Annotated in this window: 20 protein-coding genes; 9 read left to right on the top strand and 11 right to left on the bottom strand. The window is 65.6% G+C overall.

The window, feature by feature from the left end; genetic code table 11:
- Positions 1-11 precede the first annotated feature (11 nt).
- The 7 genes from ACVOMF_RS04235 to ACVOMF_RS04205 all read left to right on the top strand — a co-directional run bounded on the left by ACVOMF_RS04235 (position 12) and on the right by ACVOMF_RS04205 (position 11,164).
- The gene (locus tag ACVOMF_RS04235) at positions 12-1,397 is read left to right on the top strand and encodes an MBL fold metallo-hydrolase RNA specificity domain-containing protein (protein WP_049404645.1); all 1,386 of its coding nucleotides are present in this window, start codon (positions 12-14) and stop codon (positions 1,395-1,397) included.
- On the top strand, positions 1,394-2,911 hold the full coding sequence (locus ACVOMF_RS04230; RefSeq protein WP_049404647.1) for a thymidine phosphorylase family protein: 1,518 nt from the start codon (positions 1,394-1,396) through the stop codon (positions 2,909-2,911). Before ACVOMF_RS04235 ends, ACVOMF_RS04230 begins: the two co-directional genes overlap by 4 nt.
- On the top strand, positions 2,908-3,822 hold the full coding sequence (locus ACVOMF_RS04225; RefSeq protein WP_017355176.1) for a ribose-phosphate diphosphokinase: 915 nt from the start codon (positions 2,908-2,910) through the stop codon (positions 3,820-3,822). The genes ACVOMF_RS04230 and ACVOMF_RS04225 overlap by 4 nt, the downstream gene beginning before the upstream one ends.
- Positions 3,819-6,284: a phosphoketolase family protein gene (locus tag ACVOMF_RS04220; RefSeq protein ID WP_229296418.1), complete on the top strand. Its 2,466-nt coding sequence runs from the start codon at positions 3,819-3,821 to the stop codon at positions 6,282-6,284. The genes ACVOMF_RS04225 and ACVOMF_RS04220 overlap by 4 nt, the downstream gene beginning before the upstream one ends.
- 25 nt (positions 6,285-6,309) lie before the next feature.
- Positions 6,310-7,902 (top strand): ABC1 kinase family protein, encoded by a 1,593-nt coding sequence (locus ACVOMF_RS04215; RefSeq protein ID WP_481508163.1) that lies wholly within the window; start codon positions 6,310-6,312, stop codon positions 7,900-7,902.
- Between the two features lie 63 nt (positions 7,903-7,965).
- Entirely contained in the window at positions 7,966-10,041 is a 2,076-nt protein-coding gene (locus ACVOMF_RS04210) for a heavy metal translocating P-type ATPase (protein WP_082316348.1), read from the top strand.
- A 19-nt stretch (positions 10,042-10,060) separates the two neighbouring features.
- Positions 10,061-11,164 (top strand): acetate/propionate family kinase, encoded by a 1,104-nt coding sequence (locus ACVOMF_RS04205; RefSeq protein ID WP_036196077.1) that lies wholly within the window; start codon positions 10,061-10,063, stop codon positions 11,162-11,164.
- A gap of 36 nt (positions 11,165-11,200) precedes the next feature.
- Here the strand turns inward: ACVOMF_RS04205 and ACVOMF_RS04200 are convergent, their stop codons facing one another.
- From ACVOMF_RS04200 to ACVOMF_RS04185, 4 genes are all read right to left on the bottom strand, one after another.
- The gene (locus ACVOMF_RS04200) at positions 11,201-12,400 is read right to left on the bottom strand and encodes a hypothetical protein (protein WP_017355170.1); all 1,200 of its coding nucleotides are present in this window, start codon (positions 12,398-12,400) and stop codon (positions 11,201-11,203) included.
- A 94-nt stretch (positions 12,401-12,494) separates the two neighbouring features.
- The gene (locus ACVOMF_RS04195; RefSeq protein ID WP_465251337.1) at positions 12,495-12,770 is read right to left on the bottom strand and encodes a GDCCVxC domain-containing (seleno)protein; all 276 of its coding nucleotides are present in this window, start codon (positions 12,768-12,770) and stop codon (positions 12,495-12,497) included.
- Positions 12,700-12,987 carry a heavy-metal-associated domain-containing protein gene (locus ACVOMF_RS04190; RefSeq protein WP_017355169.1) on the bottom strand — a complete coding sequence of 96 codons (288 nt, stop codon included), beginning with the start codon at positions 12,985-12,987 and terminating at the stop codon, positions 12,700-12,702. Before ACVOMF_RS04190 ends, ACVOMF_RS04195 begins: the two co-directional genes overlap by 71 nt.
- An 8-nt stretch (positions 12,988-12,995) precedes the next feature.
- Positions 12,996-13,352, bottom strand: coding sequence for a mercuric transporter MerT family protein (locus ACVOMF_RS04185; protein WP_017355168.1), 357 nt, complete (start codon positions 13,350-13,352; stop codon positions 12,996-12,998).
- Between the two features lie 41 nt (positions 13,353-13,393).
- Between ACVOMF_RS04185 and ACVOMF_RS04180 the strand changes: the two genes are divergently transcribed.
- On the top strand, positions 13,394-13,819 hold the full coding sequence (locus tag ACVOMF_RS04180) for a MerR family transcriptional regulator (RefSeq protein ID WP_017355167.1): 426 nt from the start codon (positions 13,394-13,396) through the stop codon (positions 13,817-13,819).
- A gap of 195 nt (positions 13,820-14,014) precedes the next feature.
- Positions 14,015-16,168 (top strand): TonB-dependent siderophore receptor, encoded by a 2,154-nt coding sequence (locus tag ACVOMF_RS04175; protein ID WP_481508162.1) that lies wholly within the window; start codon positions 14,015-14,017, stop codon positions 16,166-16,168.
- 138 nt (positions 16,169-16,306) lie between these two features.
- Here the strand turns inward: ACVOMF_RS04175 and ACVOMF_RS04170 are convergent, their stop codons facing one another.
- The 7 genes from ACVOMF_RS04170 to ACVOMF_RS04140 form a co-directional block, all read right to left on the bottom strand.
- Complete coding sequence (locus ACVOMF_RS04170; RefSeq protein WP_481508161.1) at positions 16,307-17,044, bottom strand: copper homeostasis protein CutC; 738 nt, start codon at positions 17,042-17,044, stop codon at positions 16,307-16,309.
- Positions 17,041-18,048, bottom strand: a complete 1,008-nt coding sequence (locus tag ACVOMF_RS04165) for a glycosylasparaginase (RefSeq protein WP_481508160.1) — start codon at positions 18,046-18,048, stop codon at positions 17,041-17,043. The genes ACVOMF_RS04170 and ACVOMF_RS04165 overlap by 4 nt, the downstream gene beginning before the upstream one ends.
- A 22-nt stretch (positions 18,049-18,070) precedes the next feature.
- Entirely contained in the window at positions 18,071-19,054 is a 984-nt protein-coding gene (locus ACVOMF_RS04160; protein ID WP_481508159.1) for a glucokinase, read from the bottom strand.
- 146 nt (positions 19,055-19,200) lie between these two features.
- The gene (gene crcB, locus ACVOMF_RS04155) at positions 19,201-19,587 is read right to left on the bottom strand and encodes a fluoride efflux transporter CrcB (protein ID WP_481508158.1); all 387 of its coding nucleotides are present in this window, start codon (positions 19,585-19,587) and stop codon (positions 19,201-19,203) included.
- Between the two features lie 36 nt (positions 19,588-19,623).
- The gene (locus ACVOMF_RS04150; RefSeq protein WP_481508157.1) at positions 19,624-20,919 is read right to left on the bottom strand and encodes a replication-associated recombination protein A; all 1,296 of its coding nucleotides are present in this window, start codon (positions 20,917-20,919) and stop codon (positions 19,624-19,626) included.
- 125 nt (positions 20,920-21,044) lie between these two features.
- A complete protein-coding gene (lolA, locus tag ACVOMF_RS04145) occupies positions 21,045-21,683 on the bottom strand; it encodes an outer membrane lipoprotein periplasmic chaperone LolA (protein ID WP_481508156.1) in 639 nt (212 codons plus the stop codon).
- Between the two features lie 93 nt (positions 21,684-21,776).
- Positions 21,777-24,143 (bottom strand): DNA translocase FtsK, encoded by a 2,367-nt coding sequence (locus tag ACVOMF_RS04140; RefSeq protein ID WP_481508155.1) that lies wholly within the window; start codon positions 24,141-24,143, stop codon positions 21,777-21,779.
- Positions 24,144-24,342 lie beyond the last annotated feature (199 nt).

The following is a 24,342-nucleotide window of genomic DNA, read 5'->3' as shown; positions in this document are numbered from 1 at the left end:
GGAGCCACACCATGACAGCGTCTTCCAACCCCACCCTGCAATTCCTCGGTGCCGCGGGCACCGTGACCGGCTCGCGCTACCTGGTCGAGGCCAACGGTCAGCGCGTGCTCGTGGACTGCGGCCTGTTCCAGGGCTACAAGCAATTGCGCGAGCGCAACTGGGCTCCGTTTCCCGTCGAGGCGTCATCAATCGACGCGGTGGTCCTGACCCACGCCCACCTGGACCATTCGGGCTACTTGCCCGCACTGGTCAAACAAGGGTTCCGCGGCCGGATCCACTGCACCCATGGCAGCGTGGCCCTGTGCGGCCTGCTGCTTCCCGACAGCGGACACCTGCTCGAAGAGGAGGCCAAGTACGCGGCCCGCAAGGGGTACTCCAAGCACAAGGAACCACGGCCGCTTTATACCGAGGATGACGCCCGCCGCAGCCTGAAGCAGCTCAAGGGGCATGACTATGGTCGCGACATCGAGGTCGCATCAGGCGTCACGATCCGCTTCCATCCTGCCGGCCACATCCTGGGCGCTGCCCATGTCAGCCTTGACGTCCAGGGCCAGCGCCTGCACTTCAGTGGCGACCTGGGACGGCAGCAGGAGTCGCTGATGAATCCGCCGACGCCCCTGCCCGCCTGTGACGTCCTGGTCTGCGAATCCACATATGGCAATCGGGAACACATTCCGATCGACCAAGAAGCCGAGCTGGCACCGATCATCCGCCGCGTTGCCGCCCGCGGGGGCGTGATCGTCATTCCCGCCTTTGCCATCGGCCGCGCCCAGGCGCTCATGCTGCATATCGCCCGGCTGCGTGAGCGCAAGGACATCCCTCACGTGCCGGTCTACCTCAACAGCCCGATGGCGATCAACGCGACCCGGCACTACCACGACCACCATTCCGAGCACCACGTGTCCGACGAGGACTGCCAGCGGATGTTCGACGTGGCCACCTTCGTCAACACTGTAGAAGAGTCGAAGGCACTCAACCGCCAGCGCGGGCCGATGATCATCATCTCGGCCAGCGGCATGATCACCGGCGGGCGCGTGCTGCACCACATCGAGGCGTTCGGCCCCGATGACCGCAACGCGATCCTGCTCGCGGGCTACCAGGCCGGAGGAACACGCGGTGCCGCGCTGGCGGCAGGCAAGCGCACGTTGCGCATGTTCGGCCGCGAGGTCCCCATCCGCGCCGAGGTGGTGCAGCTGGAGGGCTTCTCCGGCCACGCCGACGCCGGGGAGCTGCTGGACTGGATGCGCACCGCGCCGTCCGCGCCGCGCATGGTCTACCTCACCCACGGCGAGCCCGACGCTGCAGACATGCTGCGCGGGCGCGTGCAGCGTGAACTGGGCTGGCGTGCGCGCGTGCCGGGGCACCTGGAGCAAGTCGGATTGGAGGATGCGAGATGACCACGCAGGCCCCGGGCCACACCCGCCTGCGCGTCACCCGTGCCGGCATCGACACCTACCAGCAGCCGGTGGTCTATATGCACCGCGACTGCGAGGTCTGTCGCTCGGAAGGCTTTGCCGCGATGACGCGCGTCAGGCTGGACGTGGACGCCCGCACGCTGGTGGCGACGCTGAACGTGGTCATCGACGATCGGCTCGGCCTGGACGAGGTGGCGTTGTCGGAGGCCGCGTGGACGCTCCTCGATCCCGCGCCCGACGCCCTCGCCGGCGTCAGGCACGCGGAACCCGCGGCGTCGGCGGGCGCGCTCCGTGCCAAGGTGTTCGGCGCCCGGTTGGACGACGCGCAGTACTTCGCCCTGGTGCAGGACGTGATGGAAAGCAGGTTGTCGGACCTGGAGCTTGCAGCTTTCGTCACTGCCAGCGCGGGTGACCGCCTGGACCATGCGGAGACGACCGCGCTGACGCGAGCCATGATCTCCGTGGGCCAGCGCCTGGACTGGGGCGAAGGGCCGGTGCTGGACAAACACTGCGTAGGTGGCCTGCCGGGCAATCGCACCACCCCGATCGTGGTGGCCATCGTGGCTGCGCTGGGCTACCGCATCCCGAAGACCTCGTCGCGCGCGATCACGTCGCCCGCGGGCACCGCCGACACCATGGAAGTGATGGCGCCGGTGGCGCTCGACCTGGCGGCGATGCGCCGGGTGGTGGAGCGCGAGGGCGGCTGCATCGTGTGGGGTGGCAACGTGCGCCTGAGCCCGGCCGACGACATCCTGATCCGGGTCCAGCGCCCGCTGGATTTCGACAGCGACGGCCAACTGGTCGCCAGCGTGCTGTCGAAGAAGATAGCCGCGGGCTCCACCCACGTCCTGATCGACATGCCGGTGGGTCCGACGGCCAAGGTGCGAGGTGAGGCCGCGGCCCACAGCCTCGGCACGCGGCTTGCCCACACCGCGGGCGCGCTGGGATTGCAGTTGGGCATCCATCGCTCCGACGGCACCCAGCCGGTGGGTCGGGGAATCGGCCCGGCGCTCGAGGCGCACGACGTGCTCAAGGTGCTGCGCAACGCGGCCGATGCACCCGCCGACCTTCGCGAACGCGCACTTGCGCTGTCCGCGGCGCTGCTGGACATGGCAGCGGGCAGCAACGCCGGCACCGGACTGGAGCGCGCGCGCGGCGTGCTGGATTCCGGGGCGGCGCTGGCCAAGTTCCTGGCGATCTGCGAGGCCCAGGGAGGCTTCCGCGAACCGCCACGGGCGGCGTTCACCGCCGACGTCCCGGCGCCTGCATCGGGCCGCATCGCGGCGATCGACAACCGCAGGCTGGCCAAACTGGCCAAGCTGGCCGGCGCCCCGACATCCCCCACCGCCGGCCTCGAAACCGGTCTGCGGATCGGCGATACGGTCGAGCGCGGACAGCCCATGATGACCCTGCATGCGGAGTCGCCGGGAGAACTGGCCTACGCCCTGGAGCACGCCGCGACGCTGCAACCCTTTGTGCTTGGAGAGGTTCCATGACCCGTGTGCTGATGCCCTTCCCGGCCGATGCAGTGTTGGCCGGCACCATCAACCAGCCCCTGCAGGCGCGCATTGCACCCGTGGCCTGGCGGCACTTCCCCGATGGCGAGTCGCTGGTCACCCTGGACGACGCACTGGACGGCGCCGATGTGGCGATCCTGGCCAGCCTGCGCAACGCCGATGCCCTGGCCCTCCCGCTGCGCTTCGCCGCCCGGACCGCGCGCGAGTTCGGGGCTCGTTCGGTCGGCCTCATCGCACCCTACCTGGGGTATATGCGCCAGGACACCCGCTTCCATCGCGGCGAGGCGGTCAGTACACCGCTGTTTGCGCAATTCCTCGAAGAGGCTTTCGACTGGCTGGTGACCGTGGACCCGCACCTGCACCGCGTCGAGCGCCTGCAGTCGCTCTACCGCATTCCGACGGTCCACGTATCGGCGACGCCGGCCGTGGCCCGCTGGATCGCTGAGACCGTCCCCGACGCTGTGCTGATCGGCCCTGACAGCGAGAGCGAGCAGTGGGTAGCGGACATCGCCGCCCTGTCCGGCATGCCCTACCAGGTGCTGGCCAAGGAGCGGCACGGCGACTACGACGTGCGCGTCAGCCTGCCCGACCCGCAGGCCGTGGCGGGCCGGACCCCGGTCCTGATCGACGACATCGTGTCGTCCGGCCACACCATCCTGGAGACCCTCGCACACCTGCGCCGGTTGTCGTTGCCGCCGCCACTGCTGGTCGCCATCCATCCGGTGTTCGCCGGCGATGCCTATGCCCGCCTGCAGGAAGCAGGTCTGGCCCGCATCGTCAGTACCGACACCATTGCCCACCCGTCGAACGCGATCGCGCTCGGCGCGGACCTCGCTGACGCGGCATCGACCCTGATGTCCGCTTCGGCCGACTCCCCGGAGGACCCATGAACCTGCATCTCAACTGCTGCACCGCCGACCAGCTGTCGGCCGCCGAGCGCCAGCGGACCCTTGAACTCGCCGACGCCCACCGGCGGGCCGATCCCGCGTTTGACCATTGGGCGGCCGGCTACGGCGTGATCCGACATGACCCGCTCACCCAGCTCCGGGTCCGCCAGATGGTGCACGAGCTGGTGGCCCTGGGCCGCACGCCCGATGCCGGCACCGCCTGGCAGCGGCTCGCCGCGGCCGATCGCGTCACCAGCGCCGGCATGTGGCTGGTGGCCCACATGACCTACAGCCAGCGGGTCCGCACCGACGGCGCGACCCTCGAGGCCGATGACTTCAAGGCCACGCCCGAAGGCCACACTGGCGGGTCCCTCAACATGGTGCCGGCCTACGCCGGCTACCTGCTGATGGACGCCCTGGATGGCGTCACCCGCGCATGGATGATGGGCCAGGGGCACTGCGTGGCCGCCATCGACGCGCTGAACGTGCTGGTTGGCAACATGACCGCCCGGCACGCCGAACGTTACGACCGCTCCGACGCGGGGCTGAGCCGGTTCGTCGGCGACTTCTATGCCTACACCCTCAATCCGGACGGAACACCGGCGTCGCCCCTGGGCTCCCACGTCAATGCGCACACCGCCGGGGGCGTGATGGAAGGCGGCTATCTCGGCTTTGCCGAACTGCAGTACGTGCATGCACCGCTCAAGGACGAACGCCTGGTGGCGTTCCTCAGCGACGGTGCGTTCGAGGAACAGCGCGGCAGCGACTGGGCGCCGCGCTGGTGGCGTGCCGAGGACAGCGGGCTGGTCAGCCCGATCATCATCCTCAACGGGCGGCGCATCGAACAGCGCAGCCAGATCGCCCAGCAGGGCGGCGAGCGGTGGCTGGACCGGCACCTGCGATTGAACGGCTTTGATCCGATCGCGCTGGACGGGCGCGATCCGGCCAGCATCGCGTGGGGTATCCATGTGATGGAGTCGCGCCTGCAAGCGGGCGCCGCCGTTCCCGATGCCGACGTGCGGCTGCCCTATGGCATTGCCGAAACCGTGAAGGGCTTCGGATTCCCCGGCGCCGGGACCAACGCCTCGCACAACCTGCCCCTGCCCGGGAATCCGTCGAAGGAGGCCGAGGCACGCGCGCTCTTCAATCAAGGCGCCGCGGCGCTGTTCGTGGCCGCGTCCGAGCTCGAGGAGGCTGTTGCCGCACTCAACAGCCACGACCTCCAGCAGCGCGTGCGCGAGCGCGACCATGCGCTGGCCGATCGCCAGGTGGAACCGCCCCGCGTCCCGGCGATCGCCGACCGCGGCGCCGGCGGCGAGAGCTCGCCGATGACCGCGCTCGACGAGCAGTTCGTCGCCATCGCCGAAGCGAACCCGGGGCTGCGCGTGCGCGTGGGCAATCCTGACGAGCTGCGCAGCAACAAGCTCGATCGCACCCTGGACGCAATGAAGCACCGGGTGCACGAGCCCGAGCCCGGTGTCGCGGAATCGACCACTGGCGCGGTCATCACCGCGCTTAATGAGGAAGCCGTGGTATGCGCCGCGCTCGGCAACAAGGGCGGGCTGAACCTGGTGGTCACCTACGAGGCGTTCGCACCGAAGATGCTTGGCGCCGTGCGCCAGGAATTGATCTTCGCGCGTCACCAGGCACAGGCGGGGCGACCGCCCGGCTGGCTGGGCGTGCCTCTCGTGCTGACCTCGCACACGTGGGAGAACGCGAAGAACGAGCAGTCCCATCAGGATCCGACCATGGCCGAGGCGCTCCTGGGCGAAATGGCCGACATATCGCGCGTGGTGTTTCCCCCGGACGCCAACGGCGCCGCCGCGGCCCTCGCCCACGCCTACGCGCAACGCGGCACGGTCACCACCCTGGTCGTCCCCAAGCGACCGGTGCCGCACGAGCTGACACCGACGCAGGCGCAGGCGCTGGCCACCCAAGGTGCGCTATGCCTGGCCGGCAACCCGGCGACAGCGGCGATCCTGCTGGTCGCCACCGGTGCTTACCAATTGCAGGAAGTGCGCCACGCGCAGGTGCGCCTCGTTGAACGTGGCGTGTCGGCCGCGATCGTCTATCTCGGCGAGCCCGGCCGGTTCCGCACGCCGCGCGATCCGGACGAGGCGCGGTACGTGCACTCCGACAGCGAGGTCCATGCACTGTTCCCGGCGGAACGGCCGCGCATATTCGTCACGCATACGCGGCCCGAGCCCTTCCTGGGCGCGCTGCGCCGGCTCGACACTGGCCCGGCCACGACCGCGGCGCTCGGCTTCGTCAACCGCGGCGGCACGCTGGACGTGCCGGGACTGCTGTTCGCCAACCGCAGCACCTGGGCGCACGTGGTCGATGCGGCCGCGGGCGTCCTCGGCCAGTCCCGGGGCGGCCTGTTGTCGGAAGCGGAGCTGGCGGCAGTGGATGGTCGGGGCGATCCGGCCACGATCCTGCGTCCTGCAAGTGGGTCGACGCCATGAGTTGTCCAACCGGGAGCGCGCGTTGATGGCGGGCACGGTGCGGCGCGGAGGCCAGATTGCCTGGGCGGGACTCAAGCTCGGCGTCGCCGTGCTGCGCCTGCGCCGACGTGCACCCGACCTGCTTCCGGCATACGTCAGCACCACACTGGTGGGGTTGGGCACCACCTTCGTCAAGCTGGGCCAGGGCTTGAGCCTGCGCTGGGACCTGCTGCCGGCGCCCTATCGCGAGGCGCTGTCGCGATTGCACAGCGATGTGCCCCCCTTCCCGGCGGAGGAGGCCATGCGTATCGTCGAACAGGCGTTTGGCGCGCTGGTCGGCGAACTTTTCGCCAGCTTCGATGACAAGCCCCTGGCCGCGGCTTCAGTGGCCCAGATCCATCCAGCGCGCATGCATGATGGTCGCGATGTGGTCGTCAAGATCACCCGCCCCGGGATCCATGCCCAGGTGCAGGCGGATCTGCTGCTCCTGCGGCGCACGATGCGCGTCGCCCAGTGGATCTGGCCGCCACTGAAACGCCACCGGCCGCTCGAACTGGTGGACGAACTAGGCGCATTCCTGCGTGACGAGATCGACATGCGTCACGAGGCGCAGAACATGCGGCGCATGGCCAAGGTGCTGGATGCCCTGCCCGGCATCACCCAGCCGCACGTCGTCGAGCCGTATGCCACCCGCAACGTGCTTGTGCAGGATCGAAGCCACGGGACCCGTCTGGAGGCCGCGTACGGCACAGCGGCCGCTCCCGCACTGGCAAGGGCGCTGCTCGGTGCCTACGTGCATCAGCTCTTCGGCGCCGGCGTCTTCCATGCCGACCCGCACCCGGGGAATCTGTTCTTCTTTGACGACGGTCGCCTGTGCCTGCATGACTTTGGATCGATCGGCGTGCTCGACCCTGCATCCCGGCTCGCGCTCGGCGGCATGGTCGAGGCCATTGCGGCCGACGACGCCGAGGGCGTGCTGGATGCAGCGATCGCCATGGGCTTCTTCCCGTCGCAGGTCGACCGCCGCTCGCATGTGCGCGAGATCCACCTGATCCTGGCCGAGATGGCCAGCCGTCCGCTGGCGCAGTGGTCCATTGCCGAGGCAATCTGGCGCGTGGCACGCATTGGGCAGGGCGCTGGCTTCCGGCTTCCGGCCCACCTGCTGTCCCTGATCCGGACGCTGTTCCTGGTCGAGAACACGCTGCGGGCGCTGGATCCGAATCTGGACCTGCTGGGGACGCTGTCCGCGCAGGCGGCCGCGATCGCCGACATTGCCGAAGCCAGCCGCCCCAGCGGCAACAGGCCGCTTGCCATGCGGCTGGCCCGCACTGCGCGCCAACTGCCACAGATCGCCACCGACCTGTTGCGGCAGGCGCAACTGAGCGACGGACGACCCGCCTTCTCCGTACACCACCATGGCCTGAGTTCCACGCAGGAGGCAATCGCGCGCACGGGCAACCGGCTGGCGTTGGCCCTGGTCACCTTGGGCCTGTACGTAAGCGGTGCGCTGTTGAGCCTGCATTCCGACGGCCCGCAAGTGTTCGGTCACATGCCTTTCCTGGCTATGGTGGCTTTCGCTGCTGCGGGATTGCTCTCACTGCGGCTGGTGATGGCCATCGCCAGATCGGGACACTTGTAACAGAACACTGATCTATCTCCCCGCTGGTGCCCGGCGCATCAGTGCATCCAGGAAGGCAGACCCATGACGCAACACAATCATCATCATCAAGATCATCAGGCGCACGGCGAGCAACCGCCGCATCCCCGCACGGGTGCTGAAGGTGACGTCCATGCCGGGCACGACAAGCATGCCGGCCACAGCGTGGCGAGCTTCCGCGACAAGTTCTGGCTCACGCTGCTGCTGACCATCCCCACTCTGATCTGGAGCGGGATGATCCAGCATTGGTTCGACTACACCGCACCACAGTTCCCGGGGTCGGCGTACATCCCGGCGGTGTTCGGCACGATCGTGTACTTCTACGGCGGCTCGCCGTTCCTCCGCGGCGGATACCACGAGCTGAGAAATCGCCTGCCGGGCATGATGACGCTGATCTCGCTTGCGATCACCGTCGCCTTCCTTTACAGCGCGTTGGTCACGCTCGGCGTTGTCGAGGGCTTGGACCTGTGGTGGGAGCTGGCGACGCTGGTGGCGATCATGTTGCTCGGCCACTGGATCGAGATGCGTTCGATCAACCAGGCACAGGGCGCTCTCAAGGAACTCGCGAAGCTGCTGCCTGATATGGCGGTGCGGTTGGATGAGGCCGGTACCGCGAAGGAAGTCCCTGTCGCGGAACTGAAGCGCGGCGACCTGCTGCTCATCAGGCCCGGCGCGAGCATTCCCGCCGACGGCGTCGTGAAGGAAGGGACCAGCGCCGTCAACGAAGCGATGATCACCGGCGAGTCCAAGCCGATGGACAAGTCGACGGGCGACCGGGTGATCGCCGGCACCGTCAACGGACAGGGCTCGTTGCGTGTCGAGGTGACGGGAACCGGCGACGAGACCGCGCTCGCGGGTATCATGCGGCTCGTCGAGCAGGCCCAGACGTCGCGCTCGCGCGCCCAGGCCCTGGCGGACCGGGCGGCGTTCTACCTCACGATCATCGCCATCGTCTCCGCCGCGGTTACCGCCATTGTCTGGCCACTCCTCGGTCGACCGTGGAGCTTCACGATCGAGCGCGTAGTGACCGTGCTCGTGATCGCCTGTCCCCATGCGCTGGGTTTGGCCATCCCGCTGGTGACCGCCATCTCGACCACGATTGGCGCACGGAACGGCCTGCTCGTGCGCGATCGACGCGGCCTGGAAGAGGCCCGTTTGCTGAACACGGTCGTGTTCGACAAGACGGGCACGCTCACGCTCGGTTCGCACCGCGTCGTGAAGACCACTGCCGCCGATGGACTCACCGACGACGAGGTGCTTCGCGTGGCCGCGTCGGTCCAGCGCGACGCTGAACATCCGATCGCGCAGGCGCTGATGACCAGCGCCAAGGAACATGGCATCGACGTTCCGATGTCGCAGGACTTCGAGTCCATGCCGGGACGCGGCGTGCGCGCAGTCGTCGAGGAGCGCTCGCTTCACGTTGGCGGGCCGGGTCTGTTGAGAATGCTCGCGGTCGAACCGCCGGAGACGCTTCGGCGGGCTGCCGAATCAGCGGCAGCCGATGGTCAATCTGCAACCTACCTGGTGGAAGGCGACCGGGTGCTCGCCGTATTTGCGATCGCGGATGCCATCCGTCCCGAATCGTTCGACGCGGTCAAGCGGCTGCACGACGAAGGACTGGAGGTTGTCCTGCTGACGGGTGATTCCACGGCGGTCGCAAACGCGGTCGCGAAGGAACTCAACATCGACACCGTCTTCGCCGAGGTATTGCCCGAGGACAAGGTGGCAAAGATCGAGGAGCTGCAGGCCCAGGGCAAGCGCGTCGCGATGGTGGGTGACGGTGTCAATGACGCTCCGGCGCTGCTCACGTCCGACGTCGGCATCGCCATCGGCACAGGGACGGACGTCGCGGTCGAGGCCGGCGACGTCGTACTCGTGCGCAGCGACCCGCGCGACGTGCCAGCGATCATCGAATTGAGCAAGGCCACCTATCGCAAGATGATCCAGAACCTGTGGTGGGCCGCCGGCTACAACATCGTCGCCATCCCTCTCGCCGCTGGCGTTCTCGCCGCATGGGGGATCCTGCTGCAACCTGCGCTTGGGGCAGTGCTCATGTCGCTGAGCACCGTCGTTGTGGCAATCAATGCGCAGTTGTTGCGCCGGGCGGTGCGGTCCCCATGAACATGATTCGGGGACACCTGTGACCACGCGCCGGCTTCTTGCACTCAACGTTGGCTCGTCCACCCTCAAGGGCGCGTCCTATCTGTTCAACACTGAGGGACACGGCGCGCAGTCTCGTCTGCTCGAGCGCTCCCGGGCCGAAATTCCAGTCGGCGTGGATGCGCAGGAGCGCCTTGCCACCCTGCTCGAGGCATTGTCGGAGCCGTGGCCCAGCCCCGACGTGGTGGTGCACCGAATCGTACATGGCGGTGACCTGCACGACGCCCGCGAGCTCGACGAAACCGTGCTCGCGAAACTGGATGCATTGGTGCCGTTCGCACCCTTGCACCAGCCGGTAGCCCTCGCTTTCGCGCGTGCCGCGCGCATGCGTTGGCCGCACGCGCGCCAAGGCGTGGCCTTCGACACCGACTTCCACGCGTCGCTCGCGCCCTGGAGCCGGCGCTTGCCTGTCCCTGAAGCATGGGATGCGCTGGGCATCCGCCGCTACGGTTTCCATGGACTCGCCTTTGCCTCCGCGCTCCGCATAGTGGCCAGCCACGACGCTGGAATCCTGAAGGGCCGCGCTGTCTTCGCGCATCTGGGGGGGGGCTGCAGCGTCTGCGCCGTCGAGGGCGGCCGCAGCCGCGACACCACCATGGCGCTCACTCCGCTGGGTGGAATCCCGAGCCCTACCCGCTCCGGAGATCTCGATCCCGGCGCGTTGCTGTATCTGCTGAGGCATGAACGCCTGGATGCGCAGGCGCTTGAAAACGGCCTGTACCGCAGTGCAGGCCTTGCCGGAATCGCCGGCCATGGCGACATGCGCGTGTTGCTGACGGATCCCGGCCCGCAGGCCCAGCTTGCCGTGGAGCTCTTTGCAGTCCGGATTGCGCAGTCCATCGCGGCCATGGCCACGGCAATTGGCGGTCTCGACCATGTCGTCTTTTCCGGCGGCATCGGCCATCGCGCGCCGGTTTTGCGGGCTCGCATCGTCGCGCGACTGGCCTGGCTCGGCCTGGCGCTGGCACCTGACGTCAACGATGCTGGAGCCACGCGGATCGACCGCGGGGGCGGGCCGAGCATATGGAACGTCGCGATCGATGAGGAGCGCGAACTGGCTGAATCGGCACTCGCCTGGCTGTAGCCACGACACGCCCCAAGGGTCGGCTCCGGTGGGGAATCACTCCTCGATCCGTGACGACGTGAGCACCGCTGCGAATCCACCACCGGGGGTGCGCATGTTCGTGGTCTGGCCCTGGTACAGCCTGGCCGCGAACAACAGGACACCCGCCTCGGACGCGAAGCAGCGCACATCCGCCTTGAGGGACTGGCCCCCATGCACGATCCGCATGCTCGGTGGCGCGAAGGCCTGTGCGATGTAGGTCGCCGACGCCATAGACGCCCAAGTCCGCCGGGTCAACTTGTCGCCCCGATAACTCCCACGGCTGCCAAACCCTGCTGCAGGCTTGAAGAAATATCCGTTGCGCACTGCCCACAACGCATCCCGGTTCGCGGGCACGAGTTCGACCGTGGGCGGGATCACCTGGCCCAGCAGTGCCGTCGAACCCGCATCGACCCCGAACCCGCCGAGCAGAGCCGGGTCCCCGAGCACCGCAAGGTTGCGCTTGTCGGCAAACAGCGCGTGTGCTCGGGGATGCGGCATCAGCGCGACGTCCCCTGCCAGGTAAGCCTCACGAATGTCTGCATGCGAGGCATCCTCGAGCGCGAAATCGGTCAACCGGTTGTAGACAGTGTCGATTCGACCGTGGGCATCCTCAAGCCCGTCCGAACCAAACGACAAATCCTCGGGAGCGCTGATCACGCAGTCCACGCCATGGTCCCGAAACGCGTTCGCGTACAGCACAAACTCGGGGTAAAGGAACTGCGCTCGCGGAGTGCTGTCCACGATGGCCAGGCGCGACGGCGTGCGCCCGGATTGCTGCCGAGCATCCTCCATCCAGGCCGTGACGGCCGCATCACGCGCTTGGGCCGCGTTGGTCCAGGTGGCCCATGCTGGCGGCGCGCAAGACCGCACGGCATCGAGCAACAAGGCATTGAGGAGCAGACCGCCTGGATTGGTGTTGACCTCGATCAGCCGCGGGCCATCGACCGTCAGGTGAAAGTCCAGACCCAGGACGCCCCCCGCCGAACCCGGATCATGGGTTGCAATGTCAGGGGCCCATTGCAGGACCCGTTGGCTATATCCCGGGTTTCCTGCGACGTCGAAGACCGCCGCCGCGACTCGTCCCATGGCCTCCAACGCGGGCCGATCAACGAACAAGGCATAGGGTGAAAATAAGTGCGCGTGTACGGCGGGATCAGTCGTGAACTCCGGAAAGGCACCCCGGATCGACTCGTGCAGACGGAGGATGTCGACCACTTCGCATGCACACCGCTGGTTGAGCGGCGCGCTTTCCAGGGTGGCACAGTCGATCTCGCAGCCTGTCTGTCCAACTATTATCGGAGTCCGCGGTTCAACCACAACAGGGATTGTTCTGTTGGATCGGTGGACATGGCACTGTTCCGAACGAGCAGAACACACAGCAGTCGCCTTGATGCGGACGCAAAACCGCTCCACAGCCCGTGCACTCATAGAAGAATTGACACGCTGTGATGGGCATTGTCTCGGTCGCCCGATGGCCGCACTCCGGGCAGGTCAAGATGCTTTCCAGCTTGACGTCACTCACCGCCAGTCCGCACCTTGGCCGGGAAGCCTGCTTCCGTGACTGCACGCGCGATTCCGGCTGCATCCGTCTGGCTCGATTCGAACGTCACCGTGACTGTTTCAGCCCGGGTGTCCACCTTCACATCGGCCACGCCCGGCACCTTCTCCAGCGCCTTCCTGATGGTGATGCCGCAGGCGGGACAGGTCATGTTCTCAGCATCGAGCATCACTACGGTTGCGGGCGTCGCAAGAGCGGCACCGACCGACAGAGCAGCCACCAGGGCCAGTATCCACTTGTGCATCGCGCCTCCTACAGAATCCAGACGATGTAATAGGGAAACAGCAGCAACAGGACGATGAGGGCTGTCGCCAACCAGAGCCAACGTCGCCTGCGTCGCAGAGCGTCCGGGGCGATGCAACTGCCATCCACACCGCACCGTGCCGCCGGTCGATACAGCATCCAAAACGCCACGGCCAAGGACAGTACGGCGGCGGCGCTGAACCAGGGCCTCAAGGGATCGAGAGCTGTCAGGGTGCCGATCCAGGCGCCACTGATGCCCAGCAGGACCAGCACCAGCGGCACGACGCAGCAGACCGATGCGCCAATGGCGGCGATGCTCGCGCCAACGATGGCTGGAACAGACGATTTGGCCGGGGTTGTTTGCATCAGAGCATACTAGCCTCTGTACCTAGGTACGGAGTCAAGCCGTGCGTCCGAACACGTTTACGATCAGCCGGCTGGCGGCGGCGGCCGATGTGCACGTCGAAACCGTGCGCTACTACCAGCGGCGTAGGCTGCTGCGTCAACCCGAGCGACCCATAGGAGGCGTGCGTCGTTACGACGAAAACGATGTCAATCGGCTTCAGTTCATCCGGCGCGCTCAGATGATGGGATTCAGCCTCGACGAGATCGCTGGCCTGCTAGAGATCACAGGCGAAGGTTCTTGCGAGCAGACCCGTCAGCTGACCGAGCGAAAGCTCGTCGATGTCCGTCTACGAATCCGCGAGCTGCGACAGCTGGAGAGGGATCTCGAACAGAAAATAGCGCGGTGCGCCCAAGTGCCGGCGGGAGAGTGCTGCCCAACCCTCGATTTTCTGGAGCGGCCAATAAAGCCAGCTGCGACAGGCAGTTAGCTCACTTTCGGCCCGTTTTTACTCGAATCCCTGCCGACCCTCCCTTCGGCCAGCTTGACGCGGTACGAACCGGGCCATACCTGACCAACGTGGAATTGCTATTACGACTCATTCGCAATACGATTTTTTCGTAACCCTGCTGGCAGGCCGCCGCCGCCCTGCTCCTTATCTGCGTCTCCTGCCAAGGCCATCTCCTTGTTGCCTCGTCTTCCGCGTGCGCGTTTCCCGCATCATTCCGTTCTGTTCATCTGCCTCACCGCTGCCTGCCTGAACGCGCAAGCGCAGACTGCAGAACCCGTTCCCGCCAACCAAGCTGCCCAGGACGCTACCGAACTCGACACCGTGCGGGTGAAAGGCGAGCGCCTGGGCTTGAACCTCAACCTGGACGCCAGTGCCGGCGCGCTGGGAACCAAGCGGCTGCTGGACACCCCGTTCTCGGTGACCGTGGTGGAACAGGAAGACATCGAGAAGCGTGGTGCCACCACATTGGGCGATATCTTCATCAACGATCCATCGGTCTACGCAGCCGAACCTTCGGCCACCACCGCCTGGTGGGGCACACAGATCCGTGGCATCGGCGTCAGCAACCACTATGTGGATGGCGTGCCGATGTTGATGGAATGGGGTGGCGAGTATCCGCTCGAGGCTGTCGAATCGGTGCAGGCATTGAAGGGGCTCGGCGGTTTCATGTACGGCTTTGGCTCGCCCGGCGGCATCATCAGCTATCGCAGCAAGCGGCCGACCAGCGCACCGATGCTCTCCACGACGTTGGGCTGGCGTAACGACAGCGCATGGTCGGCCCGCGTTGACGCCAGCACCCGCGTCAACGGCCCGGATTCATTTGGTGTCCGCGTCAACCTGGCCAAGGACGGCGGCGACGCCTACAACGGCGCAGGACTGGACCGCGAAGTCATTGCGATAGCCGTGGAGCAGCCCATCGGCGATGCGCTGGTATGGCACGCCGAGGTGCTGCATGAGGACAACAAGCTCAAGCACGAACCGATGTACTTCTACTGGGACAGCTACCAGGGCGACCGCCTGCCCCGCCCCAGCTATGACTACCAGAACGTTCGCGTCCGCAACTCCTACTACCAAGCGAAGACCACCAACACCACCACCGGCCTGCAATGGCGTGTGAGCGAGGATTGGAACGTGGACTTCACCGTTGGCGGCAGCCGACGCGAGCACTACTCCAACAAGATGTTCGGCAACCTGCTCAATGAGGCGGGTGACTACGAGGGCAGCGTCTACAACTTTGGCGCCGATCTTCGTAGCAGCGTCGCCCAGGTGCTGGTTACCGGCAGCGTCGACACAGGCACGATACGCCATGAACTGGTGTTCGGCAGTGCGATGCAGCGCAGTTGGGACCGCTGGAGCAATGAGTTCTACTGGAGCAATGACTTCTCGGGCAATCTTTACCAGCGACAGGATTTCATCTCGCATCACGTTCCGGATTTCAGCTTCGCTGCGGTGAGCTCGGATGAGAGGCAGAAGTCGGTATTCGCCAGCGACACCCTGCACTTCGGCGAGAAATGGCAGGTGATACTCAGTGCGCGCTATGTCGATTACGAACAGCGCGACAAGGACGGCGACCCTACCGTGGATTCGGGTTACGCCACCTCTGCACTTACACCAACGCTGGCATTGATCTACAAGCCGGTGGAAGCGGTATCGATCTACGGCAGCTACGTGGAGTCGCTGGAGTCTGGCGGACGCGTTGGCTTCGACAGCGAGCCACCTTACGCCAATGCTGGTCAGGTGCTGGACGCCACCATCAGCAAGCAATACGAGATCGGTGCCAAGTACCAGAGCGGCAGGCTCGGATTCACTACCGCTGCATTCCGCGTTGAACGCGCCGCGAAGATCGACCAATGGCGTGATGGCCAGCGTTATCTGGTGCAGGACGGTCTCACCCTGTACCGCGGCTTCGAGGCGATCGCCAGCTACGGCGTGACCGACAGTCTGGATATCGGGTTGGGTGGTCTGTGGCTGGACGCCAGTCTGGAAGATCTTGCACCGGAGAACGCTGCGCTGCGCGGCAACCGCCCGGCGGGTTCGGCGCCGCGTAGTTACGTCGCCAACTTCGACTACCGCCCTGCCCTGCTGACCGGCTTCAGCCTGCACGGCACGGTGCGCTATTCCGGCGAGCAGTATTACGAAGATGCCAACCGCATCCTCATTCCAGGGCGCACGATCACCGACCTCGGCTTCCAGTACCGCACCACGCTGGCAGGTCGTGATGCCACGCTGACCGGCAACGTCAACAACGTGTTCAATCGCAAATATTGGAACCTGGACATGCTTGGCGAAGCGCGGAACGCGTCCGTGGATCTTCGCATCGACTGGTAACCCGCAACGCGATGCCGGTACTCTCGCGGGCGTTGCGTGATGCTTGCTGCAAGACCTGCATGGGACGATCTTCAGGCTATAGACCACCGATTAAAGTGACTCACCACTTTAATCGGCGGCCGTCGAGCAGAAGCATCATCAGCCCAGCTGATCCAGGGCTTTGCGCAATGCGCCGACCGCGCTGCTTTCGGTTTGGATCCAATCGTTGTCCAAGCCCTGCAAGGCGGGGTTCTGGTAGCGCATGGCGGACTGTCGCCGCGCCTTGGCCGAAGCATGCAGCTGCAGGCAGCCCGTTTGTCGGGCGACCTTGGCGATGTTCTGGGCATTCAGGCCTGCGCCGGCCATCAAGTGCAGGCGTGCCCCGGCTTGTTCCGCCAAGCTGGCCAGCACAGCACTGCCTTCAGCAGCACTGGCGCGGCCACCGGAGCTGAGGATGCGCTTGATCCCGAGCTCAACCACCTGCTCCAGCGCGGCTGGCAGGTCGCGGGCGGCATCGAAGGCGCGATGGAAGGTGATATCCATTGGCCCGGCCGCGCTCACCAGTTCACGGCATAGCGGCATGTCGATCTCGGCATCTGCGGTCAACGCACCAATCACCACGCCATCGCAGCCCAGCTGCCGACAATGCGCGATGTCGCGCAGCATGATCTCTGCTTCCACGCTTCCGTAGTGAAAGTCACCAGGACGCGGGCGTATCAATACGAACAACGGGATCTGCAGCTGCTCGCGCGCAACCGCGATGCTGCCGGACGACGGCGTTGTGCCGCCTTGTTCCAGATTTTCGAACAATTCAATGCGATTGGCGCCGCCTTGTTGTGCTGCCACGGCCGACATCGCCGAGTTGCAGGCGATCTCCAGCAGATACGCCGAACTCACGCCTGCGTGCTCGTGTACACCGATGCCGAGTCCAGCAAGGCATCTTGCTTGCTGCTGTCGCATACCGCGTAGACGAAGCCCTTGTGCAGCGCATACGCACCCACTTCGCCGCTGCGGTTCATTGCCAGGAAGCAGACCTGCAAGGTGCGGCTGGCTTCCGGGCGCTTGCGCACCACACGCTGGATCGCTTCGCGGCAGGCGTCGGCCGGTGAGCGACCTTGTCGCATCAGCTCCACCACCAGGAACGAAGCCGCATTGCGGATCATCTCCTCGCCCATGCCGGAGGCCGTGGCGGCGCCCACTTCGTTATCCACGTACAAGCCGGCACCGATGATCGGGCTGTCGCCAACGCGGCCGTGCATCTTGAACGCCATGCCGCTGGTGGTGCAGGCACCGGCCATCTGCCCCTTGGCGTCAATGGCGATCATCCCCAGCGTGTCGTGGTTGTCCTTGTCACCGGGAATACCACGCCGCTCGGCGTTGATCTGCGGCGCGTAGTGCTCGGTCTTCAGCCACTCGCGCCATGCCTTTTCCGCTTCCGTGGTGAGCAGGTTCTGTCGTTCGAATCCTTGTTGCACGGCGAACTGTTGAGCGCCCTCGCCCACCAGCATGACGTGCGGCGTCTTCTCCATCACCGCACGGGCAACGGAGATCGGATGCAGGATGTCGACCAATGCCGCCACCGATCCGCAACGCCCATCACCGGCCATGATGCTTGCGTCGAGGCTGAGCACGCCATCGCGGTCAGGGTTGCCGCAGCGGCCGACGGTAGGATTGCAGAGTTCGCTTTCGGCCCAGCGGGCGCCGGCTTCCACCGCATCCAGTGCGCTGCCGCCAGCGGCCAACACCTTCCATGCGGCCTGGTTGGCCCCTACGCCGAAGTCCCAGGTTGAGACCACGCGAGCGCCGTTGGTGGCCACCGGCGATGCCAGCAGCCCCGGCGCCGCACTGCCCAACATGCCAATAAGCGCGGACGACTGCAGGAACTGTCTGCGGGTACTCATGCCTGGGTTCTCCTGAGTTGTGTCAGCGTGCTGCGAGTTTGTCCACGTGCCAAGCCAATGCGCCAAGTACACCGAGCTCGCCGTGTTCAACACGCCAGACCGGCACGTGCCGCAGCGCCTGCGACAAGCGGTCCTTGGCAAGGAAACGTTGCTGGAAGCCGCCTGCATGCAATGGGCCACTCAAGTGGCCGGTGATGCCGCCGGTCAGGTAAACCGCGCGGGCGCCAAAGGTCAGTGCGAGGTCGCCCGCCAGGCTGCCCAGCCACGCACAGAAAACCTCGATGCTTTCCGCGGCCAATGGGTCTGTGCCGGCGGCTGCGACCAGATCAGCGGGACTGTGCCATTGCGGCGTGCTGCCACGCAGTTCGCACAAGCTGGTGTAGAGCGTCAGCAAGCCCGGGCCGGACAGGATCCGCTCGTTGTCGATGTGCGTGTAGCGCCGCGACAGCAAGCGCAATACGTCCTGCTCCAGCGGCGTGGAGCCTGCCAGCGCCGCATGCCCCGCTTCACTGGCGAGTACCGAGGGATTTCCGCCGGGCAGATACACGGCGACGCCCAAGCCCGTGCCAGGGCCGAGCACCACCGCCGGACCTGGCACCACCTGGGAGGGATCACCGCAGATCAGGTGCAGCGAATCGGCCTCGGCATGTGCCATCGCTTGGGCGACGGCGACAAAGTCATTGATCAACTCCAGCGTGTGCATGCCTGATTCACAGCGGGTTGCCGCCAGCGATACCGGCCACGCCAGGTTGGTATTGAGCAGGGTGTCGCCGTCACCATCAAGGACGCCGGCGATGGCAACGACCGCGTGTGCGATCGGCGGCGCTTCAGTTTCGCGCACCAACCAATCCGCATAGTCGCGCAGGATAGCGGCAAGGCTGGGGTGTTCGGCACAGGTGTATTTGCGGAAACCCCGGACGCTCAACGCTCCGTTGGCATCCAGTCGGGTCCAGCCCAGGCGTGCATAAGTGCCGCCGACATCTGCGCCGATGATGGCGTTGCCCAATTCAGAATCCTGGATTGCTTCGCTGCGAGCCGCGTCATCCGACGCTGGTCTGCTCATTCGTGTGCCCGCTGTTGCTGCATATCCAGAAAACGCTCAATTTGTGGTGGGCGCATGATGCGGTATCGACTGCGGCATTGAAAGCGGACTTAAGTCAGGTGGCGCAAAGCACGCCAGGTCCACCAGCCCAGGGCAGTCATGGACAGCGAGCCGCCGAGGTGCAAGCCGATGGTGACCAGTCCCCAGCCCAGCTGCTGGCGCTGCAACAGGTGAACCACTTCGGCCGAAAAGGTCGAGAAGGTGGTCAGGCCACCCAGCAGTCCGGTGACCATGAACAGCCGCCACTGCGGTGACAGTTCGGGCCGGCTGGCGAAGAATGCCAGCGCCAGCCCGATGACGTAGCCACCGAGCAGGTTGGCGGTCAAGGTCCCCAGCGGCACGGTGTTGTGCAGCGGGTTCAACCAAAGACTCAGCCCGTAGCGTAGCCAGGCACCGAGTGCCGCGCCAACACCGATGGCCAGGAAGGACTGCCACATGGATTCACGCTCCAGGCACGGGTTGGCGGATGGCGGTCATTTGCGCTGCGCGCGGGCCTGCTCGCGGGCGGTGCGCAGGCGATCCAGCTTGTCTTTCAGCTTGATCTCCAGGCCGCGCTCCACCGGCTTGTAATAGACCTGTTCGCCCATCTCATCCGGGAAAGCGGTCTGGTCCAGCGCGATGCCGCCTTCGACATCGTGGTCGTACTGGTAGCCCTGGCCGTAGCCCAGCGTCTTCATCAGACGCGTCGGTGCATTGCGCAGGTGCATCGGTACCGGCTGGGTGCCGTATTTGGCGATATCGGCACGGGCCGCGTGCAGTGACATGTAGGCGGCGTTGGATTTGGCGGTGCTGGCCAGGTACACGACCAGGTTGGACAGGGCGATATCGCCTTCAGGTGCGCCGATGCGGTCATAGGCGTTCCAGACATTGATCGCCATTTCCAGCGCCCGCGGATCGGCCAGGCCCACGTCTTCCACCGCCATGATGGTCAGCCGGCGCAGCAGATAGGACGGATCGCAGCCGCCGTCGAGCATGCGCGCAAGCCAGTAGATGGCGCCGTCCGGGTTGGAGCTGCGCACCGACTTGTGCAGCGCCGAGATCTGGTCGTAGAACTGTTCGCCGTTCTTGTCAAAGCGGCGGGTGCGGTCAGCCAGCACCTGCAGCAGGGTTTCCGGGGTGATTTTACCGCCCTCGCCTGCGGCCAGTTCTGCGGCGATTTCCAGCAAGGTCAGGGCGCGGCGCACGTCGCCATCGGCGGCCCTGGCGATTTCCAGCAGCGACTCGGCCGAGACCGTGATTTCCTGCTCACCCAGTCCGCGCTCGGTGTCGTCCAAGGCGCGCTGCAGCGCTTCCACTACGTCTTCTGGCGAGACCAATTCCAGCACATGCACGCGGCAGCGCGACAGCAATGCCGAGTTCAACTCGAACGAAGGATTTTCGGTGGTCGCACCGACAAAAATGATCGTGCCGCGCTCGATGTGCGGCAGGAAGGCATCCTGCTGTGCCTTGTTGAAGCGGTGTACTTCGTCGACGAACAGCACCGTACGCCGCCCTTCGGCAAAGCGCTGCGCGGCTTCGGCCAGCACCTGGCGCACGTCGGGCAGGCCGGACAGCACGGCGGAAATCGCACGGAACTCGGCATCGGCGTATTGCGCCAGCAACAGGGCCAAGGTGGTCTTGCCGCAGCCCGGCGGGCCCCACAGGATCATCGAATGCACGCGCCCGGATTCGACCGCGCGGCGCAGCGCCGTGTTGGGTGCCAACAAGCGCTTCTGCCCAACCATCTCGTCCAGTGCACGCGGACGCATGCGCTCGGCGAGCGGACGCATATTGTCCCGGTCCGCTGTCAGCAGGTCGGCGGGAGCTTCATCAAGAAAGATATTTCGGGATCTGGCCACGCCCGCATTCTAGCAGCGTGGCCGCCCTGCCCCGGCCTCCAACGCCGGGTTTGGACTCAGCGGTCGCCGACGACGTCGACGTCCTTGCCCGGCACGAAGCGGAAGGTGCCTGCGGCAAAGCTCGGATTCTTCTTCCAGCCGCTGAAAGTGATGATGGTGCGCTGGCCGACCGCGTCGGTCAGTTCCATCCGCGACAGCGCGCCACCGGCGAAGCCCAGTGCGGCCACATCGAAGCTGGCCTGGGTATCACGCTTGGGCGTGAGCGACAGCCACTGCATGCCGTCACGCGGCGCGGCTTCTTCGCTGATGTCGTACTGCTGTTCCAGCAACGCCGGGTTGATCAGGGCGGTGAGCGGATTGTTCTGCTCCTCGGTGCCCTGCGGGCTGACCCGGGCCTGTTCCAGGTCCGGCTCGTAAACCCACAGCTTGCTGCCGTCGGCGATGATCAGCTGCGGATGCGGACGGGTGTATTCCCAGCGGAACTGGCGCGGTGCCGACAGCGCCACGCGGCCGCTGGAGGATTCCTTGACCCGGCCACGCTGATCCACCACCTGCTGCGCGAACTGGCCATCAAGGCCACGCAGGCCGCTGGTGAAGGACTTCAGGTCATCGCGGGCGCCGGCATGCGCATCCGCGGCAAGGCCGGCACAGGCCAGGGCAACAGCAAGAACGGAGTGGCGCAGGAATGCAATCATGGCGGCTTGGGATAGTTGTGTCGTTGGTGAGGCAGAGTCTGCCTCTTGCAAACTGAATGGGCGGCAATCAATCGCTGAATGCCGCCCTTTCGTTCAGTGCTTGGGCGGCGGCGGAGCCAGCACGGTGCGGTCGCCGTTGTGCTCGGGCGCGGTGACAACACCAGCCGCTTCCATCGCCTCGATCAGGCGCGCGGCGCGGTTGTAACCGATCTTCAGACGACGCTGCACGCCGGAAATGGACGCGCGGCGGGTTTCGGTCACGATGCGCAGGGCTTCGTCGTAAAGCGGGTCAGACTCGTCGCTACCGCTGCTACTGCTCTCCGGCAGGCCGTTGGCGCCAACCACCACGCCATCGCCCATGGTCTGCACCTCGTCCAGCACGCCCTCGATGTAATCGGTGGGACCGCTGGCCTTGAGATGCTCGACCACCCGGTGCACTTCTTCGTCGGAGACGAAGGCACCGTGCACACGGTCCGGCATGGCGGTGCCCGGCGGCAGATACAGCATGTCGCCATTGCCCAACAGCGCTTCCGCGCCGGACTGGTCGAGGATGGTGCGCGAATCGATCTTGGAGCTGACCTGGAAGGCGATACGGGTCGGGATATTGGCCTTGATCAGACCGGTGATCACGTCCACCGACGGGCGCTGCGTGGCCAGGATCAGATGGATGCCGGCCGCACGTGCCTTCTGCGCCAGGCGTGCGATCAGTTCTTCGACCTTCTTGCCGACGATCATCATCATGTCGGCGAATTCGTCGATGAAGATGACGATGAAGGGCAGCGGTTCGAGCGGACGCGGTGCCTCGCCCATCTCCGGGTTGGGCTTGAACAACGGGTCCATCATCGGCTGGCCAGCGTCGATGGCGTCCTTCACCTTCTTGTTGAAGCCGGCCAGGTTACGCACGCCGACCGCGCTCATCAGCTTGTAGCGGCGCTCCATTTCGGCCACGCACCAACGCAGGCCGTTACCAGCCTCCTTCATGTCGGTGACCACCGGCGCCAGCAGATGCGGAATGCCCTGGTAGACGCTGAGTTCCAGCATCTTCGGGTCGATCATCAGCATGCGCAGGTCTTTCGGGCTGGCCTTGTACAGCAGGCTCAGCACCATCGCGTTGACCGCAACGGACTTGCCCGAGCCGGTGGTACCGGCCACCAGAAGGTGCGGCATGCGCGCCAGGTCGGCCACGCTCGGGCGGCCCGCGATGTCCTTGCCCAACGCCAGGGTCAGCACGCTGGCCGACTTGTCGTATTCCTTGGAGCGCAGCAGCTCGGACAGGAAGATCATCTCGCGGGTGACGTTGGGGATTTCCAGGCCAATCACCGACTTGCCCGGAATCACGTCAACCACACGCACCGACTTGACCGACAGGCCGCGCGCGATGTCCTTGTCCAGCGAACTGATCTGGCTGACCTTGATGCCCGGCGCCGGTTCGATCTCGAAACGGGTGATCACCGGGCCCGGATAGGCGCCGACGACCTGCGCATCGATGCGGAAGTCCTTGAGCTTGAACTCGATCTGCCGCGACAGGGTTTCCAGCGTCTGCTCGTCGTAGCCCTTGGCCTGCGGTTTGGGATCGTCCAACAGCGCCAGCGGCGGAATGTCCGAGCCGTCGCCATTGACGCCCTGGAACATAGGAATCTGCGTCTCGCGCTTGGCGCGGTCGCTCTTCTCGATCACCGGTGCCGGACGCGGCTCGATCTTCACCGGCTCGCGCTTGGCGCGCACCTCGGCGTCCACCTTGCGCACTTCCTCGCGCTCCTCGCGCAGCACGCGGGTCTGCTGCCACTCGCTGGCCTGCTCTTTCTTCTTGTTGAGCAACGGACCGAGCGCCAGCACCCACTTGCCGATCTTTTCCATCACCGCGAACCACGACAGCCCGGTGGCCAAGGTGATCGAGGTCAGCAGCAGCACCAGCAGGAATAGATTGCTGCCCACCGGGCCAAAGCCGGTCTGCAGCGACTTGCCGACCAGCACGCCCAGGCCGCCACCTGCGCGGGCAACATCACCCGGCGGCAGACGCAGGTACAGGAAACCGGTGGCACCAATCAGGAAACCGACAATGCCGACCAGACGCAGCGCCGGGCCAAGATCATCCTGGCCGCGCTCATCGGTCTTCTTCAGGCCGAACATGGCGATCCATGCGACCGCCGCCAGCATCAGCGGGATCAGGTAGGCCACATAGCCAAACAGCTGGCGCAGTACATCGGCAATCCATGCGCCGACCTTGCCGCCCATGTTGTGCACGGGCGCAACCACCGAGCCCGACTGTGACCAGCCCGGATCGGTAGGCGAATACGTGAACAGACTGGCCAGCAGATACAGCAGCGCCGGCGCGATCGCGATCAACGCCAGATCACGCCACAGCTTTTGTCGACGCGGATTGTCTGCTGCAGCCGCCGACTTGCGCGCTTCAGCGGTAGCCTTGGGGCTCTTGTCGCGTTCCGGGACCTGTTTCGCCACCTTTGACCAGACCTTAAAAATGCACGGTTAGTGATTGATATTAAACGACAGATCGTCGGGTTTCACCCAATTACAGCGCAGTGCGGTACGGCTGACAGACAGAAAACGTCAAAAAGCCGCCAGACGGAGGCGGCGGCAATGCGGGAAACAGCAGAGTTGTGTGCAACGGGCCGCGCAGTTCCATTCACGTGCCTTGATT

The organism is Stenotrophomonas sp. STEN022 (genome assembly GCF_056760155.1).
The sequence above is the reverse complement of the archived record's forward strand: the minus strand, read 5'-3'. Positions and strand labels throughout refer to the sequence as shown.

Excerpts from the sequence above, each read along its gene's own strand:
- ACVOMF_RS04185 (WP_017355168.1), bottom strand. The coding sequence starts at position 13,352 with ATGCAAACAACCCCGGCCAAATCGTCTGTTCCAGCCATCGTTGGCGCG.
- ACVOMF_RS04150 (WP_481508157.1), bottom strand. The coding sequence starts at position 20,919 with ATGCGTCCGCTCGCCGAGCGCATGCGTCCGCGTGCACTGGACGAGATG.
- ACVOMF_RS04235 (WP_049404645.1), top strand. The coding sequence starts at position 12 with ATGACAGCGTCTTCCAACCCCACCCTGCAATTCCTCGGTGCCGCGGGC.
- ACVOMF_RS04220 (WP_229296418.1), top strand. The coding sequence starts at position 3,819 with ATGAACCTGCATCTCAACTGCTGCACCGCCGACCAGCTGTCGGCCGCC.
- ACVOMF_RS04195 (WP_465251337.1), bottom strand. The coding sequence starts at position 12,770 with ATGCAGCCGGAATCGCGCGTGCAGTCACGGAAGCAGGCTTCCCGGCCA.
- ACVOMF_RS04225 (WP_017355176.1), top strand. The coding sequence starts at position 2,908 with ATGACCCGTGTGCTGATGCCCTTCCCGGCCGATGCAGTGTTGGCCGGC.
- ACVOMF_RS04230 (WP_049404647.1), top strand. The coding sequence starts at position 1,394 with ATGACCACGCAGGCCCCGGGCCACACCCGCCTGCGCGTCACCCGTGCC.
- lolA (WP_481508156.1), bottom strand. The coding sequence starts at position 21,683 with ATGATTGCATTCCTGCGCCACTCCGTTCTTGCTGTTGCCCTGGCCTGT.
- ACVOMF_RS04165 (WP_481508160.1), bottom strand. The coding sequence starts at position 18,048 with ATGAGTACCCGCAGACAGTTCCTGCAGTCGTCCGCGCTTATTGGCATG.
- ACVOMF_RS04190 (WP_017355169.1), bottom strand. The coding sequence starts at position 12,987 with ATGCACAAGTGGATACTGGCCCTGGTGGCTGCTCTGTCGGTCGGTGCC.
- ACVOMF_RS04210 (WP_082316348.1), top strand. The coding sequence starts at position 7,966 with ATGACGCAACACAATCATCATCATCAAGATCATCAGGCGCACGGCGAG.
- ACVOMF_RS04215 (WP_481508163.1), top strand. The coding sequence starts at position 6,310 with ATGGCGGGCACGGTGCGGCGCGGAGGCCAGATTGCCTGGGCGGGACTC.
- crcB (WP_481508158.1), bottom strand. The coding sequence starts at position 19,587 with ATGTGGCAGTCCTTCCTGGCCATCGGTGTTGGCGCGGCACTCGGTGCC.